The organism is Salmonella sp. SSDFZ54 (assembly GCF_004010735.1).
Taxonomy (GTDB): Bacteria; Pseudomonadota; Gammaproteobacteria; order Enterobacterales; family Enterobacteriaceae; genus Salmonella; species Salmonella enterica.
Genome location: NZ_CP034819.1, coordinates 2790891 through 2805180 on the forward strand (window position 1 = coordinate 2790891; position 14290 = coordinate 2805180).

Annotated in this window: 14 protein-coding genes; 8 read left to right on the plus strand and 6 right to left on the minus strand. The window is 52.4% G+C overall.

Annotation, left to right across the window (positions count from 1 at the left end; genetic code table 11):
* Window positions 1-147 precede the first annotated feature (147 nt).
* Window positions 148-543 (plus strand): carnitine metabolism transcriptional regulator CaiF, encoded by a 396-nt coding sequence (caiF, locus tag EOS97_RS13870; RefSeq protein WP_000333324.1) that lies wholly within the window; start codon window positions 148-150, stop codon window positions 541-543.
* A 77-nt stretch (window positions 544-620) separates the two neighbouring features.
* Here the strand turns inward: caiF and caiE are convergent, their stop codons facing one another.
* From caiE to caiT, 6 genes are all read right to left on the minus strand, one after another.
* Window positions 621-1217 carry a carnitine operon protein CaiE gene (gene caiE / locus EOS97_RS13875; protein WP_000122863.1) on the minus strand — a complete coding sequence of 199 codons (597 nt, stop codon included), beginning with the start codon at window positions 1215-1217 and terminating at the stop codon, window positions 621-623.
* 109 nt (window positions 1218-1326) lie between these two features.
* Window positions 1327-2112 carry a crotonobetainyl-CoA hydratase gene (caiD, locus tag EOS97_RS13880; protein WP_000004376.1) on the minus strand — a complete coding sequence of 262 codons (786 nt, stop codon included), beginning with the start codon at window positions 2110-2112 and terminating at the stop codon, window positions 1327-1329.
* A gap of 53 nt (window positions 2113-2165) precedes the next feature.
* Window positions 2166-3719: a crotonobetaine/carnitine-CoA ligase gene (caiC, locus tag EOS97_RS13885; RefSeq protein WP_000355815.1), complete on the minus strand. Its 1554-nt coding sequence runs from the start codon at window positions 3717-3719 to the stop codon at window positions 2166-2168.
* 62 nt (window positions 3720-3781) lie between these two features.
* Window positions 3782-4999, minus strand: a complete 1218-nt coding sequence (caiB, locus tag EOS97_RS13890; RefSeq protein ID WP_001016209.1) for an L-carnitine CoA-transferase — start codon at window positions 4997-4999, stop codon at window positions 3782-3784.
* Between the two features lie 111 nt (window positions 5000-5110).
* The gene (gene caiA / locus EOS97_RS13895) at window positions 5111-6253 is read right to left on the minus strand and encodes a crotonobetainyl-CoA dehydrogenase (protein ID WP_000347134.1); all 1143 of its coding nucleotides are present in this window, start codon (window positions 6251-6253) and stop codon (window positions 5111-5113) included.
* A gap of 34 nt (window positions 6254-6287) precedes the next feature.
* Window positions 6288-7805 (minus strand): L-carnitine/gamma-butyrobetaine antiporter, encoded by a 1518-nt coding sequence (gene caiT, locus EOS97_RS13900; protein WP_000787073.1) that lies wholly within the window; start codon window positions 7803-7805, stop codon window positions 6288-6290.
* Window positions 7806-8285: 480 nt separating this feature from the next.
* On the opposite strand from caiT, the gene EOS97_RS13905 reads away from it, so the two are divergent.
* The 7 genes from EOS97_RS13905 to EOS97_RS13935 all read left to right on the plus strand — a co-directional run bounded on the left by EOS97_RS13905 (window position 8286) and on the right by EOS97_RS13935 (window position 14148).
* Window positions 8286-9056: an electron transfer flavoprotein FixA gene (locus EOS97_RS13905; RefSeq protein WP_000692189.1), complete on the plus strand. Its 771-nt coding sequence runs from the start codon at window positions 8286-8288 to the stop codon at window positions 9054-9056.
* A gap of 15 nt (window positions 9057-9071) precedes the next feature.
* Window positions 9072-10013 carry an electron transfer flavoprotein subunit alpha/FixB family protein gene (locus EOS97_RS13910; protein WP_001032198.1) on the plus strand — a complete coding sequence of 314 codons (942 nt, stop codon included), beginning with the start codon at window positions 9072-9074 and terminating at the stop codon, window positions 10011-10013.
* Between the two features lie 49 nt (window positions 10014-10062).
* Complete coding sequence (locus EOS97_RS13915) at window positions 10063-11349, plus strand: FAD-dependent oxidoreductase (protein ID WP_001287770.1); 1287 nt, start codon at window positions 10063-10065, stop codon at window positions 11347-11349.
* The gene (fixX, locus tag EOS97_RS13920; protein ID WP_000203736.1) at window positions 11346-11633 is read left to right on the plus strand and encodes a ferredoxin-like protein FixX; all 288 of its coding nucleotides are present in this window, start codon (window positions 11346-11348) and stop codon (window positions 11631-11633) included. The genes EOS97_RS13915 and fixX overlap by 4 nt, the downstream gene beginning before the upstream one ends.
* Window positions 11634-11779: 146 nt before the next feature.
* Window positions 11780-13120 carry an MFS transporter gene (locus tag EOS97_RS13925; RefSeq protein ID WP_001187057.1) on the plus strand — a complete coding sequence of 447 codons (1341 nt, stop codon included), beginning with the start codon at window positions 11780-11782 and terminating at the stop codon, window positions 13118-13120.
* 88 nt (window positions 13121-13208) lie between these two features.
* Window positions 13209-13439 (plus strand): YgdI/YgdR family lipoprotein, encoded by a 231-nt coding sequence (locus EOS97_RS13930; protein WP_001171977.1) that lies wholly within the window; start codon window positions 13209-13211, stop codon window positions 13437-13439.
* A 292-nt stretch (window positions 13440-13731) separates the two neighbouring features.
* Window positions 13732-14148: a hypothetical protein gene (locus EOS97_RS13935; RefSeq protein ID WP_000802629.1), complete on the plus strand. Its 417-nt coding sequence runs from the start codon at window positions 13732-13734 to the stop codon at window positions 14146-14148.
* The last annotated feature ends 142 nt before the right edge of the window (window positions 14149-14290 follow it).

Sequence of the window (14290 nt, forward strand, 5' to 3'; positions counted from 1 at the left end):
TTTTCAATGTAATAAGCACGATATTGCTCACACTAATCAATATTTAAGTCGCATACTATCTTGCATATCCACAATTTTAATATGGCTTAGTTTTTATTAGTTTGGACAGGCCGTAGCCAGATTTTTAATTTGTGAAATGGTGTGCTTATGTGTGAAAAATATGTTGAAAGACCGCTTTATTTGTTAATTGCTGACTGGATGATGGCAGAGAACCGATGGATCACTGCCAGGGAGATTTCCCGTCAATTTGATATTGAACATTGCAAAGCAATTAATACGCTTTCCTATATTCTGTCAGAAGTGGGGGAAATTGTTTGTGAAGTGAAGATGATCCCTAACCAAATTGCAGGACGAGGCTGCCAGTGCCAGCGTCTGGTGAAAGTCGTGAGTATCGACTCTCAACTCTATCGCCGATTGAATCATAATTTGCAGGAAAGAAAAGTGAGCGTGGCGAAAGCGCCGCGGCTGTCTGCCGTTCCCCCCACAGAGCTAAACCGTGAGCAGAAATGGCAGATGATGCTCTCCAAGAGTATGCGTCGCTAATTGTCTGTTTAACCTGCTGGCGGGGTAAACGGTAATTGACGCGTAGGCCGGATAAGCGTGAGCGCATCCGGCATCAATTACTGTGCTGACTTTGGCTTCACGTCCGTCGTGCCTTTCAGGCGCGGTCGGTTTTCTTCGACCTGCGTTAACGGCTTCGTTTCAGATAACCCCGTTCGACAACGGATCGCAAGATCCTGATATTCTTTGGTATTGAGGCGTTTCCAGTGCAGCTCCTGGTCCGTAACCTGGCGTAGTACGCGCGCCGGTGATCCCACCAGCAGTTGCCTTGCCTCACCCTGAAATCCGGCTTTGACAAAACTCATGGCGGCGACAATGCTCTCTTCGCCAATCACTGCGCCGTCCATAATGACGCTATTCATGCCGACCAGGGCGTCCCGTCCCACCACGCAGCCATGTAGAATAGCGCCGTGGCCGATATGGCCGTTCTCATGCACGATGGTATCGGTATCGCAGTAGCCATGCATAATGCAGCCATCCTGCAGATTAGAGCCTGCCTCCAGGATCAGGCGACCATAATCCCCACGCAATGACGCGAGTGGGCCAATATAAACACCGGCGCCCACGATGACATCGCCAATCAGCACGGCGCTGGGATGGACAAACGCGTCCGGATGCACCACCGGGATCAATCCTTCAAAGGCGTAATAGCTCATAGTTGTACCTCGGTTTTTTTGCCGGATGGCGGCGTAAACACCTTATCCGGCCTACGGTTGCGCATGTGCTGTAGGCCGGATAAGCGAAGCGCCATCCGGCATAGTCACATTAACGACCTTTCCACACCGGATCGCGTTTTTCGGCAAATGCCTGCGGTCCTTCGAGCGCATCTTCTGAATGCAGTACCGACGGATAATGCTTCAGTACGCCGCTGCGGATGTAGCGGTAGCCTTCTTCTACCGGCATTTCGCTGGTCGCGCGATAAATCTCTTTCAGCGCCGCGATAGCCAGCGGGGCGCTATTGACCAGTTGTTGCGCCAGTTCGCGCGCGCTATCCATCAGTTCGCTCTGGCTGACAACGCGGTTCACGATCCCCCAACGCAGCGCTTCTTCGGCGCTCATTCGTCTGCCGGTCATCACCATTTCGTTGACGATAGCCGGTGGCAGCAGCTTAGGCAGACGCAATACGCCGCCGCTGTCAGGCACGATGCCGAGCTTTGCTTCCGGCAGCGCGAAGCTGGCGTTTTCGGCGCAGACAATAAAGTCCGCCGCCAGCGCCAGCTCAAAACCGCCGCCAAACGCGTAGCCGTTCACCGCGGCGATAACCGGCTTATCGAGGTCAAATATTTCGGTTAAACCGGCAAAGCCGCCGGGACCAAAATCAGCATCCGGCGCTTCACCTTCCGCTGCCGCTTTTAAGTCCCAGCCAGCAGAAAAGAATTTCTCCCCGCCGCCGGTAATGATTGCTACGCGTAATTCCGGATCGTCACGGAAATTAAGAAAAGCTTCACCCATTGCAAAGCTGGTTTTGGCGTCAATGGCATTCGCTTTAGGTCGGTCAAGGGTAATTTCCAGGATCGGGCCGTTACGGGTCAGATGTAATGACTCACTCATAGTTCATCTCCAGATAAATAGTTTCCCGGCGGGAAGGATTCCTGCCGGAAGGTTTATTTCAGATTTTTTTTGATTATTTTTCCTGAACAGTTGCGCGGCAGGTCGGTTCTGATCTCCATAAAAGAGGGAACCTTGAATTTCGCCATATTGTTTTCGCAAAAGCTGAAAAACTCGGCTTCGCTTAATGTTTCACCTTCATTAAGGACAATAAACGCTTTAATGGCTTCATCACGGATCGCGTCTTTAATACCAACCACCACAATGTCCTGAATTTTCGGATGCGCAGAAATAATATTTTCCAGCTCGACGCAGGAGACATTTTCTCCGCCGCGTTTAATCATGTTGCAGCGCCTGTCGACGAAATAAAAATAGCCATCCTCATCCTGATAGCCCGAATCACCGGTATGTAACCAGCCCTCAGGTTCCAGCGCTTTGGCGGTAGCCTCCGGCTGCATGTAATACTCTTTGAAGATAGTCTTGCCGGGGATGCCTTTAATACAGATTTCGCCAATTTCTCCGGCGGGCAGCGGGCGATTTTGATCGTCGCGAATTTCAGCTTCATAGCTAAAACCCACGCGACCAATGGAAGGCCAGCGCCGTTTGTCTCCGGGACGGTCGCCAATAATTCCGACAATGGTTTCAGTCATACCATAAGAGGTCAGCAGCCTGACGCCAAAGCGTTCGGTAAAATCGTCTTTTTCCTGCTCGGATAAATTGAGATAGAACATCACTTCGCGCAGGTGATGCTGCCTGTCCGTTGGTGCGGCGGGCTGGACCATCAGCGTGCGGATCATCATCGGAATGCACTCGGTCACCGTCGCCTGATATTTACGTACCTGATCCCAGAAGGCCCTGGCACTGTACTTCTCTAGCAGGACAAAGGTGCTGCCGGCGGAAAAGGCTGGCATTGCGGCGGTACACTGGCAGTCGATATGAAAAGCGGGCATCACCGTCATGTACACGTCATCATCGCGCAGGGCGATTTGCCAGGCAGAGTAGTAGCCTGCAAAACGCAGGTTGTAGTGGGTAATTACCACCCCTTTAGGCCGTGAGGTGGTGCCTGATGTAAACAGAATTTCCGCCGTATCGTCAGTGGATAACGCGGGCGTATAGCACAGCGTGGTGGACTGGCGGGATTGCAGTTGGGTAAAGTGACTCACGCCATCGTCAGCCGGAAGCTGCTCGCCAATCAGACAGATATGATTAAGCGGAGTGCTCTTGTCCTGGCGTATTTCACGGTACATAGGATAAAACTGGACGCTGGTAACCAGCAGACTCACCTGGCTGTTTTGCAGGATCCAGGCGCTTTCTTCGCCCAGTAAGCGGGCATTAATCGGCACCATAATGGCGCCGATTTTTGCCAGTCCAAACCAGCAAAAGATGAATTCCGGACAGTTATCCAGATGCAGCGCGACCCTATCACCCTTGCGGATCCCTAAGGAATAAAAAAGGTTCGCCGTGCGGTTAATCTCTTCATTGAGCGAAGCATAGCTAAACTGCCGAACGATTCCCTCACAGGATTCGAAAATTAGCGCCGTTTTATCTCCGTACACCCCGGCCAGGTCGTCCCACATCTGACGTAAGTTTTGTCCGCCAACGATATCCATATTGCTTTATCCACTGAAATCAGGCGTGAGCGCTAACCGGAAAACCGATTAGCGCATCGCGTTTAATCCTCAACTTTGGCCAGGCCTTTGCCGACCAGTTCCTTAATATCTGCTTCGCTATAACCAATGTTTTTCAGAATGGCGGCGGTATCCATGCCGTGTGACGGCATGCCACGCCAGATTTTCCCCGGGTTGTTTTTAAATTTCGGCATGATGTTCGGCCCTTTACAGGTGCGACCGTCCATTGTTTGCCACTGAGTAATCGATTCGCGGGCAACGTACTGCGGGTTACCTTCCAGTTCCGGAATGGTGAGCACCTTCGCACAGGCGATATTCAGCTCAGCAAAACGCGCCTGAACGTCGGCGATGGTATGTGCTGCCAGCCAGGCGTCCAGTTTCTCTTCGACGAGCGGGCCGTAAGGGCATTCCACGCGATGGATGAGCTGCGTGCCTTCCGGAACTTCCGGCGTACCGAGAATGTGGGCCAGGCCAATATCTTTAAAACACTCGTTGATTTGCGTGATACCGACCAACTCCATGACGATGTAACCATCGGCGCATTTATACAGGCCGCAACCGGCGTAGTAGGGGTCTTTCCCTTTCGTCATACGTGGACAGATTTCGCCGCCGTTGAAGTAGTCCATCATGAAGTACTGACCCATGCGCAGCATCACTTCGTACATGGCGATATCGATGCTTTCACCTTTACCCGTTTCGCGTACTTTGTGCAGGGCTGCCAGCGCGGCTGTCGTCGCGGTCATCCCGGAGAAGTAATCGGCGGTATACGGGAAGGCTGGCATCGGCTGATCAACGTCGCCGTTTTGGATCAGATAACCACTGAATGCCTGCGCGATGGTGTTATACGCCGGAAGATTGGTGTACTCCTCGGTACCATACTGGCCGAAGCCGGAAAGGTGGGCAATGACCAGCTTCGGGTTATGCTCCCACAGCACTTCATCAGTAATACCACGGCGGGCAAAGGCCGGGCCTTTACTGGCTTCAATGAAAATATCGGTGGTTTCCATCAGTTTCAGAAACGCTTCCCGACCTTCATCTTTGAAAATATTCAGCGACAGGGCGTGCAGGTTGCGGCGTGAGAGCTGCGGGTAGTTAGGCTGTACGCGAATGGTATCGGCCCATGCGACGTTTTCAATCCAGATAACCTCGGCGCCCCATTCGGCGAACATCTGTCCGGCGAATGGACCGGCGATTTCGATTCCCGAAAAAACAACGCGTACCCCAGCAAGCGGGCCAAAGGTTGGCATTGGTAAATGATTCATCATTTTTCTCCTGGCATTTTTTGCGGTATGTAGGCCGGATAAGCACAGCGCCATCCGGCATGATTGCCTGATGGCGACGCCCCGCGTCTTATCAGGCCTACAAGGGATCGATTAGCGGTATTGCTTGAGTACCGCACGACCCAACGTCAGGATCTGCATTTCGTCAGAACCACCAGAAACACGGTCAACGCGCAGGTCACGCCAGAAACGCGTGATGCGGTGGTTGCCCGCGATACCAACACCTCCCAGTACCTGCATGGCGGTGTCTACCACTTCAAACGCGGCGTTGGCGCAGAAGTATTTGCACATGGCCGCGTCGCCGGAGGTAATAGTGCCGTTATCTGCTTTCCACGCGGCTTCCAGCAGCATATTTTTCATGGAGTTCAGTTTGATCGCCATATGCGCAAACTTCTCCTGAATCAGCTGGAAACGGCCAATAGCTTCACCAAACTGCACGCGCTGATTCGCGTAACGCGCAGCGTCTTCAAAAGCGCACATTGCGGTACCGTAGTTGGTCAGCGCGACGAGGAAGCGCTCATGGTCAAACTCTTCTTTCACGCGGTTGAAGCCGTTACCTTCCCGACCGAACATGTCTTTCTCGTCCAGTTCAACGTCGTCAAAGGTGATTTCACAGCAGCTATCCATGCGCAGACCGAGTTTCTCCAGTTTGTTGACCTTGATACCCGCTTTGCTCATGTCCACAAACCACTCGGTGTAAACCGGTTTATCCGGCGATGCACCGTCTCTCGCCATGACCACGATGTACGGGGTATAGGCGCTACTGGTGATAAAGCACTTACTGCCATTGAGATAAACCTTACCATTTTTGCGCGTATAAGTGGTTTTCAGACTACCAACATCCGATCCCGCTCCCGGTTCAGTGATAGCAGAGTTCCACATCTGCTTACCGGTGCCCCGGAAGGCCATGATTTTATCAATTTGCTCCTGAGTTCCTTCACGCAGGAAAGTGTTAAAACCTCCCGGCAATTGGTACAACACGTAAGTTGGCGCGCCAAGACGTCCCAGCTCCATCCAGACGGCGGCGACGGTAACAAAACCCGCTTCCAGACCGCCGTGTTCCTCCGGGATCAGCAGGCTATCAATACCCATATCCGCCAGCGCTTTTACAAAACGCTCAGGGTAGACGCTGTCACGATCGCACTCGGCAAAATAAGCTTCCCAGTTCTCACTGGCCATCAGTTCGCGAATACCGGCGACAAACAGCTCCTGTTCGTCATTTAAGTTGAAATCCATCTTTCAGCCTCTTGATCAATTGGGTTAATAAGAATTACTTGTCTTTCCAGTGCACTTTGGCGTCTTTAATAAAGGACAGCGTCACCATAATGTTGACGAAGAACAGCGGGCATCCTCCGGCGATAATCGCGGTCTGAATCGGCTTCAAACCACCCAGCGCCAGCAGAACGATACCGATGATGCCGACCAGCACCGACCAGCCGATACGCACTAACAGAGGCGGCTCTTCACCATCACGAACTTCACGACAGGTCGACATCGCCAGGGTGTAAGAGCAGGCGTTAATCAGCGTGACGGTGGCAATAAAGCAGAGGATGAAGAAGCCCCACATGGTGGCGGTGCTGAGCGGCAAGGCGGCCCAGGTTTCGATAATGGCGCGCGCCACGCCGTGTTGCTCAATCAGTTGCGGAATGTTGAGGATGTTTTTATCCATCAGCAGCAGCGTGTTGCTGCCCAGCACTGTCCACAGGATCCAGGTAGACGCGGTCAGGCCCATCACCATCCCGAAGCACAGTTCACGTACGGTACGACCACGGGAAATACGGGCCAGGAAGATACTCATCTGGATGGCGTAAATAACCCACCACGCCCAGTAGAAAACGGTCCAGCCCTGTGGGAAGCCGCCTTTACCGATGGCATCGGTATAGAACAGCATCCGTGGCAGATGCATTAACAGCATCCCGACGGAGTCGGTGAAGTAGTTCATGATGAAGCTGGCGCCGCTGACGATAAACACCCAGCCGAGCATCAGGAAGCTCAGGTAGCTACGCACATCGCTGGCGATTCTGACCCCTTTTTGCAGGCCGCAGGCCACGCAAATCGCGTTCAGAATGATCCAGCAGGTAATGATGATGGCATCCAATTGCAGCGTATGCGGAATACCGAACAGCCATTGCATACACTCGGTGACCAGCGGGGTAGCCAGACCGAGGCTGGTGCCCATCGCGAAGATCAGCGCCACCAGGTAGAAGTTATCGACGATGGTACCGAACAACCCTTTCGCATGCTTTTCACCGACGAGCGGTACCAGCGTGGAGCTGGGGCGGATGACATCCATCTTGCGTACAAAGAAGAAGTAGGCGAAGGCCACGGAAAGGAAGCTATAGGTTGCCCACGGTAGCGGCCCCCAGTGGAACAGGCTGTACGCCAGGCCTATCTCTTTCGCGCCCGTGGAATTTGGTTCCAGGCCGAACGGCGGGGTGGAGATATAGTAGTAGATCTCAATAGAGCCCCAGAACAGAACCGCAGCGGATGTACAGGAGGCGAACATCATGAAAATCCAGCTGGCGGTGCTAAACTCCGGTTTTTCGTCACCTAATCTCTTTTTGGCATAGGGGCCAAAAACCAGCCAGAACCAGCCGAAGAGCATGACGACCATATACCATTCAAATGCCCAACCCCAGACGTTGGTGACATAACTGAATACCGCATTAATAACGACGTTAGCGGCATCAAGATCTCTGACTGTTAGCCAGCAAAGTATCCCGACAATTATTAATGGCGGAAAAAAAACCTTCGGTTCAATTCCCGATTTTTTCTTTTCATTTTTCATAAGTGAATTCCAGTGTGAAAACGAAATTTATTTAGCGTGCCAGTCCATGAACGTTTGTTTATTTATTATTAATGATTTGTTGATAAGTTTTTAACCTCTGGGACGCCTCAATGAGTAACTCATGATGGGTATTCACTTCGGGTGATTCTGTTATCTTCGTCACACTTTTTTGCGTTGATTATTTTGTGTCTAAATTTTGATTTTTTCTTTATTTATCAATTTGTTGGTTGTGGTTTTTTAACTTTTTTAAGTATCTGACGTTCAATATTGTTGAGCCAGCAAACAATATTGAAAATTTTCATATTTGGCATATTTCTTTCAATATTGGTGAGGTGCGTAACACTATTGAAAGTTACGAATATCAATGTGTGACATTTTCAATATTGGTGATTAAGGTTTTATTTCCGAATTAAAGAGCGTGATATCTGTATTTAACACCGCCGATATAAATACGTTTCCTTCATGATTTCTGGAGATGCAATGAAGATAATTACTTGCTACAAATGCGTACCTGATGAGCAGGATATTGCGATTAATAATGCTGACGGAACACTCGATTTCAGCAAAGCGGATAGCAAAATCAGCCAATATGATCTGAATGCAATTGAAGCTGCTTGCCAGTTAAAACAGCAGTTGGGAGACGCTCAGGTTGTCGCCATGAGCGTTGGCGGCAAAGCGCTGACTAATGCAAAAGGGCGCAAAGATGTCCTCTCTCGTGGCCCTGATGAACTGATTGTGGTCATTGACGATCAATTTGAGCAGGCGCTGCCGCAACACACCGCTACCGCGCTGGCCGCCGCGGCGCAAAAATCAGGTTTCGATCTACTTATCTGCGGCGACGGTTCTTCCGATCTTTATGCTCAGCAGGTTGGTTTGCTGGTGGGCGAAGCGCTGAACATTCCGGCGATTAACGGCGTGAGTAAAATCCTCTCTCTTACCGACAGCACATTGACGGTAGAACGCGAACTGGAAGATGAAGTTGAAACGCTGAGCATCCCGCTCCCGGCGGTGATCGCGGTTTCCACCGACATTAACACCCCACAAATCCCTTCGATGAAAGCCATTCTTGGCGCGGCGAAAAAACCGGTTCAGGTCTGGTCGCCTGCGGATATCGGGCTGAACAGCGTACCCGCGTATTCCGTACAACAGGTTGCCGCACCGAAGCAGCGCGAGCGTCAGCGTGTGGTGATTGAAGGTGACGGTGAAGAACAAATCGCCGCGTTTGTCGAGAATCTGCGCAAAATCATTTAATTATCAGGGGATGTTATGAACAAATTTTCCAGTGTCTGGGTATTCAGCGATACCCCTTCTCGTCTGCCCGAACTGATGAGTGGCGCGCAGGCTGTAGGTGAAAAAGTTAACGCGTTCGTACTGAACGAAGCGGACAGCGCGACAGCATGTCATTTGGGCGCGGATCATGTCTGGCTGCTCAGCGGCAAACCAGAAGACCGCATGATCGAAGACTACGCTGCTGCGATGGCTGAGACTATTCGTCAGCATAGCGAGGGCGGCGCGGTGCTGCTGCCGAATACGCGTCGGGGCAAGCTGTTGGCGGCAAAGCTGGGCTATCGCTTGTCGGCTGCGGTTTCCAACGATGCCAGCGAAGTCGCCCTGCAGGATGGAAAAGCGGCGGTTAAACATATGGTCTACGGCGGTCTGGCGATAGGGGCAGAGACCATCGCTTCGCCGTTTGCCGTGATCACGCTCAGCAGCGGAACGTTTGACGCACAACAACCGGATGCTTCTCGCAGCGGCGAGATGCACACCGTGCAGTGGCAGGCTCCGGCCACTGCCGTGACCCGCACCGCAACCCAGGCGCGTCAGAGCAACAGCGTTGACCTCGACAAAGCGCGTCTGGTGGTCAGCGTGGGACGCGGCATCGGCAGCAAAGAGAATATCTCGCTGGCCGAAGCGCTGTGCCAGACCATCGGCGCCGAGCTGGCCTGTTCCCGCCCGGTGGCGGAAAACGAGAAGTGGATGGAGCACGAGCGCTACGTCGGTATCTCCAACCTGATGCTCAAGCCTGAACTGTATCTGGCGGTGGGGATCTCCGGGCAGATCCAACATATGGTCGGCGCCAACGGCGCGCAGACGATTTTCGCCATCAACAAAGATAAAAACGCGCCAATCTTCCAGTATGCGGATTTTGGCATCGTTGGCGATGCGCTGAAGATCCTGCCTGCGCTGACGGCTGCCTTAGCGCGATAAACCATTTCGGGCAGGATGCGAAGGTATCCTGCCGCTGACAGGAGTACGTATGTCCGAAGATATCTTTGATGCCATCATCGTGGGTGCAGGTCTGGCCGGTTCGGTTGCGGCGCTGGTGCTTGCTCGCGAAGGTGCACAGGTGCTGGTTATCGAGCGTGGCAATTCTGCTGGCGCGAAGAATGTCACCGGTGGGCGTTTGTATGCACATAGCCTGGAACGCATCATTCCCGGCTTTGCGGATCAGGCCCCCATTGAACGCATGATCACCCACGAAAAACTCGCCTTTATGACCGACAACGGGGCGATGACTATCGACTACTGCAATGGTGAAGATGCTTCAGCGTCGCAGGTTTCCTATTCCGTCTTACGCAGTAAATTTGACGCCTGGCTGATGGAGCAGGCCGAAGAGGCGGGGGCACAACTGATCACCGGTATTCGCGTCGATAACGTCGTTCAGCGTGATGGCAAAGTCGTGGGCGTGGAAGCCGATGGCGATATTCTGGAAGCCAAAGTCGTGATCCTCGCTGACGGGGTGAATTCTCTGCTGGCTGAAAAGCTGGGCATGGCCAAGCGTGTTGAGGCATCGCATGTTGCCGTCGGTGTGAAGGAACTGATCGAATTGCCGAAGTCGGTCATTGAAGATCGTTTCCAGTTACAGGGCAACGAAGGAGCCGCCTGTCTGTTTGCCGGGGCGCCAACCGATGGTCTGATGGGCGGTGGCTTCCTGTATACGAATGAAACAACCCTTTCCCTGGGGCTGGTCTGCGGTCTTCATCATCTGAAAGACGCGAAAAAATCGGTCCCGCAAATGCTGGAAGATTTCAAACAGCATCCGGCCGTTGCGCCGCTGATCGCCGGTGGCAAGCTGGTGGAATATGCCGCGCACGTTGTACCCGAGGCGGGAATGAATATGCAGCCTGAACTGGTGGGCGATGGCGTACTGATTGCCGGGGATGCTGCCGGCATGTGTATGAACCTCGGCTTTACCATCCGGGGTATGGATCTCGCCATATCCGCAGGCGAAGCGGCGGCGAAGACGGTGCTTTCGGCGATGAAGCGCGACGATTTTAGCAAGCAGTCGCTGGATGAATACCGTCAGCATCTGGACGAAGGTCCGATGCGCGATATGCGCATGTATCAGAAACTACCGGCTTTTCTTGATAATCCCCGCATGTTTACCGCCTATCCCGAAATGGCGGTCAATATCGCGCGCGACCTGTTCACCGTGGATGGCTCCGCGCCGGTGCCGATGCGTAAAAAAATCCTGCGCCATGCGAAGAAAGTGGGCTTCATCAATCTGATGAAAGATGGCCTGAAAGGAGTGACCGTATTATGACATCTCCCGTTAATGTGGACGTCAAACTGGGCGTCAATAAGTTCAATGTGGATGAAGACAGTCCGCACATCATTCTCAAAACCGATCCTGATAAACAGGCGCTGGAGGTGCTGATTAAGGCCTGTCCGGCGGGACTGTATAAAAAGCAGGACGACGGCAGTGTTCGTTTTGATTACGCCGGGTGCCTGGAGTGCGGAACGTGCCGGATCCTCGGCCTTGATACGGCGCTGGAAAAATGGGAATACCCGCGCGGGACGTTTGGCGTGGAGTTCCGCTATGGCTAATAAGTACGAAGTTGTGCCCCCGTTGGCCGGATAAGATGCGGTAGCGTCGCCATCCGGCAATCATGTGGCGCCAATGCCGGATGGCGGCGGAAACGCCTTATCCGGCCTACTGATGCGCTTTGCCCGTGTTGACACAGGACATCACCATGCAGCAGCCCAGGAACTTTGATGACCTTAAATTCTCCTCCATTCATCGCAGAATTATGCTGTGGGGAAGCGGCGGCCCGTTCCTTGATGGCTACGTGCTGGTGATCATTGGCGTGGCGCTGGAACAACTGACGCCGCTATTGCACCTTGATGCTGAATGGATTGGCGCGCTCGGCGCGGCTACGCTTGCCGGACTGTTTATCGGCACCTCGTTGTTTGGCTATATTTGCGATAAAGTCGGGCGGCGTAAAATGTTCCTGCTTGATATTATCGCTATCGGCGTTATCTCCGTGGCGACCATGTTTGTTTCCACGCCGCTTGAATTGCTGGTGATGCGCGTTTTAATTGGCATTGTTATCGGCGCGGATTACCCTATCGCCACTTCCATGATTACGGAGTTTTCCAACACCCGCCAGCGCGCGTTCTCCATCGGTTTTATCGCCGCGATGTGGTACGTCGGCGCGACCTGCGCCAACCTGGTGGGCTACTGGCTGTATGACATGGAAGGCGGCTGGCGCTGGATGCTTGGCAGCGCCTTTATCCCGTGCTTAATCATTTTGATTGGCCGCTTTGACCTGCCGGAATCGCCACGCTGGCTATTGCGAAAAGGACGGGTAAAAGAGTGCGAACAAATGATGATCAAACTGTTCGGCGAACCGGTCTGCTTTGACGATGAGCCGCCGCAGGAGACCCGCTTCCTGCAACTGTTTAATCGCCGTCATTTCCCGTTTGTACTGTTCGTTGCGGCTATCTGGACCTGTCAGGTAATCCCGATGTTCGCTATCTATACCTTTGGGCCGCAGATCGTCGGGTTACTCGGCTGGGAGCAGGGGCGCAACGCGGCGCTCGGCAATGTGGTGATTAGCCTCTTTTTTATGCTGGGCTGTATACCAGCGATGTTCTGGCTAAACAGTATTGGCCGTCGCCCTCTGCTTATTGGCAGCTTCGCCATGATGACTATCGCGCTGGCACTGCTGGGGCTGGTGTCAAATCTGGGCATCATACTGGTCGTGGTGGCGTTTGCGGTATACGCCTTCTTTTCCGGCGGACCGGGCATACTGCAATGGCTTTATCCTAATGAACTCTTCCCGACGGATATTCGCGCTTCGGCCGTGGGGGTCATCATGTCATTAAGCCGCATCGGAACCATTGTCTCCACCTGGGCATTACCGATTTTCATTACTCGTTACGGTATTAATAACGTCATGCTGATTGGCGCGTTGATTTCGTTAGTCGGGCTTGGCGTATCGGTGATGTTTGCCCCGGAAACTCGCGGCTTGACGCTAACACAGACCGGAAACATGACTTTGCGCGGAACGCCATCGGATAACCCGCGTTAAGAGTGTTCTGCATTTCTCCCTGCTTTTCGCCAATAACGCTACAGTTAACAGTCACATGCTAAAACAACTGAAAAGCAGGGAGAACACCATGCAAAAACGTTTTATGACCGCACTGTTTACCGCAGCAACACTATTCACCGTCGCAGGATGCTCTTCTAACCAGGCGGTTGAAACCACGGATGGCAAAACTATTGTCACCGACGGGAAACCCGAGGTCGATAACGATACCGGTATGGTGTCTTACAAAAATGCCGCCACCGGGAAAACCGAACAGATTAACCGCGATCAGCTGAAAAATATGAGCGAGCTGGATAATTAATTCAATTTTTTCTGGTTAGCCGCGCAATAATATTCTCTCTTTATGCGCATCCATTTATTCCCATGCGAATAAACGGATGCCTGAACAGGCAGGGACGCCGGAAAACGTCGAAATACGTTAGACCATTCGCCCGTGTTCCCGCTTTCCCCACCGCGCTGTCCGCTTACATGAGGTTACACTCATCGACATTTCTCTGAACAGCGGCTCAACATTTCCCGGAAAAAAACATATCGCAGGGCATTTATCCTTATGATTAGGTATAAATGATGAGTATAAGGAACAGGAGTCTGTAATGAAACCAATACCTTGTTATTTGCTCGCGCTATTTTCTGCCGCCTCCGGGGCTACGGAGATAAACGCCTGCAAAGACCTGATCGGAACATGGAAAACCACGGCAGATAACCCGCCTTATACCATGACAATATTGCCGCCAGTAGAAGGCTGCGGGGAAAAATGTGTGAAACTGAACGTACAGTATGAACTTGACGTGACTCACCGCAACGCGCTTTATTGCCATGAAGGACAAGAGGGGGTAAAAGGGCAGGGGCCCATGGTGATAGCATTTGAAGGGGCGTATGGTGGACACGCTATTGGAACCTATAACCGACAGCTGCAATTACTTTGGGCTGGCGTAATACCGAAAAATAAAAAGGGGAAATGGATAACGAAAATGGAAAATTATTGGTTCAGGCAGGTAAAAGCGCACTAAATATTACCTTAAAACAGCCCGCAAAACCGTCTTATTCACGAAGGGCTTACTGCCTGCGCGCGCACATTCCAACGGCTTGCCTGCCCCGGATGAACTGTTGATAAAAAAGAGGGCCAGCATCTGTTTCCAGACGGCCCTGAGT

What these genes read in the sequence shown, in the direction of transcription:
- caiE (WP_000122863.1), bottom strand. Translation starts at nt 1,217, where the DNA reads ATGAGCTATTACGCCTTTGAAGGATTGATCCCGGTGGTGCATCCGGAC.
- caiB (WP_001016209.1), bottom strand. Translation starts at nt 4,999, where the DNA reads ATGAATCATTTACCAATGCCAACCTTTGGCCCGCTTGCTGGGGTACGC.
- caiC (WP_000355815.1), bottom strand. Translation starts at nt 3,719, where the DNA reads ATGGATATCGTTGGCGGACAAAACTTACGTCAGATGTGGGACGACCTG.
- caiD (WP_000004376.1), bottom strand. Translation starts at nt 2,112, where the DNA reads ATGAGTGAGTCATTACATCTGACCCGTAACGGCCCGATCCTGGAAATT.
- EOS97_RS13930 (WP_001171977.1), top strand. Translation starts at nt 13,209, where the DNA reads ATGCAAAAACGTTTTATGACCGCACTGTTTACCGCAGCAACACTATTC.
- EOS97_RS13905 (WP_000692189.1), top strand. Translation starts at nt 8,286, where the DNA reads ATGAAGATAATTACTTGCTACAAATGCGTACCTGATGAGCAGGATATT.
- EOS97_RS13910 (WP_001032198.1), top strand. Translation starts at nt 9,072, where the DNA reads ATGAACAAATTTTCCAGTGTCTGGGTATTCAGCGATACCCCTTCTCGT.
- caiT (WP_000787073.1), bottom strand. Translation starts at nt 7,805, where the DNA reads ATGAAAAATGAAAAGAAAAAATCGGGAATTGAACCGAAGGTTTTTTTT.
- caiF (WP_000333324.1), top strand. Translation starts at nt 148, where the DNA reads ATGTGTGAAAAATATGTTGAAAGACCGCTTTATTTGTTAATTGCTGAC.
- EOS97_RS13935 (WP_000802629.1), top strand. Translation starts at nt 13,732, where the DNA reads ATGAAACCAATACCTTGTTATTTGCTCGCGCTATTTTCTGCCGCCTCC.
- EOS97_RS13925 (WP_001187057.1), top strand. Translation starts at nt 11,780, where the DNA reads ATGCAGCAGCCCAGGAACTTTGATGACCTTAAATTCTCCTCCATTCAT.
- EOS97_RS13915 (WP_001287770.1), top strand. Translation starts at nt 10,063, where the DNA reads ATGTCCGAAGATATCTTTGATGCCATCATCGTGGGTGCAGGTCTGGCC.
- fixX (WP_000203736.1), top strand. Translation starts at nt 11,346, where the DNA reads ATGACATCTCCCGTTAATGTGGACGTCAAACTGGGCGTCAATAAGTTC.
- caiA (WP_000347134.1), bottom strand. Translation starts at nt 6,253, where the DNA reads ATGGATTTCAACTTAAATGACGAACAGGAGCTGTTTGTCGCCGGTATT.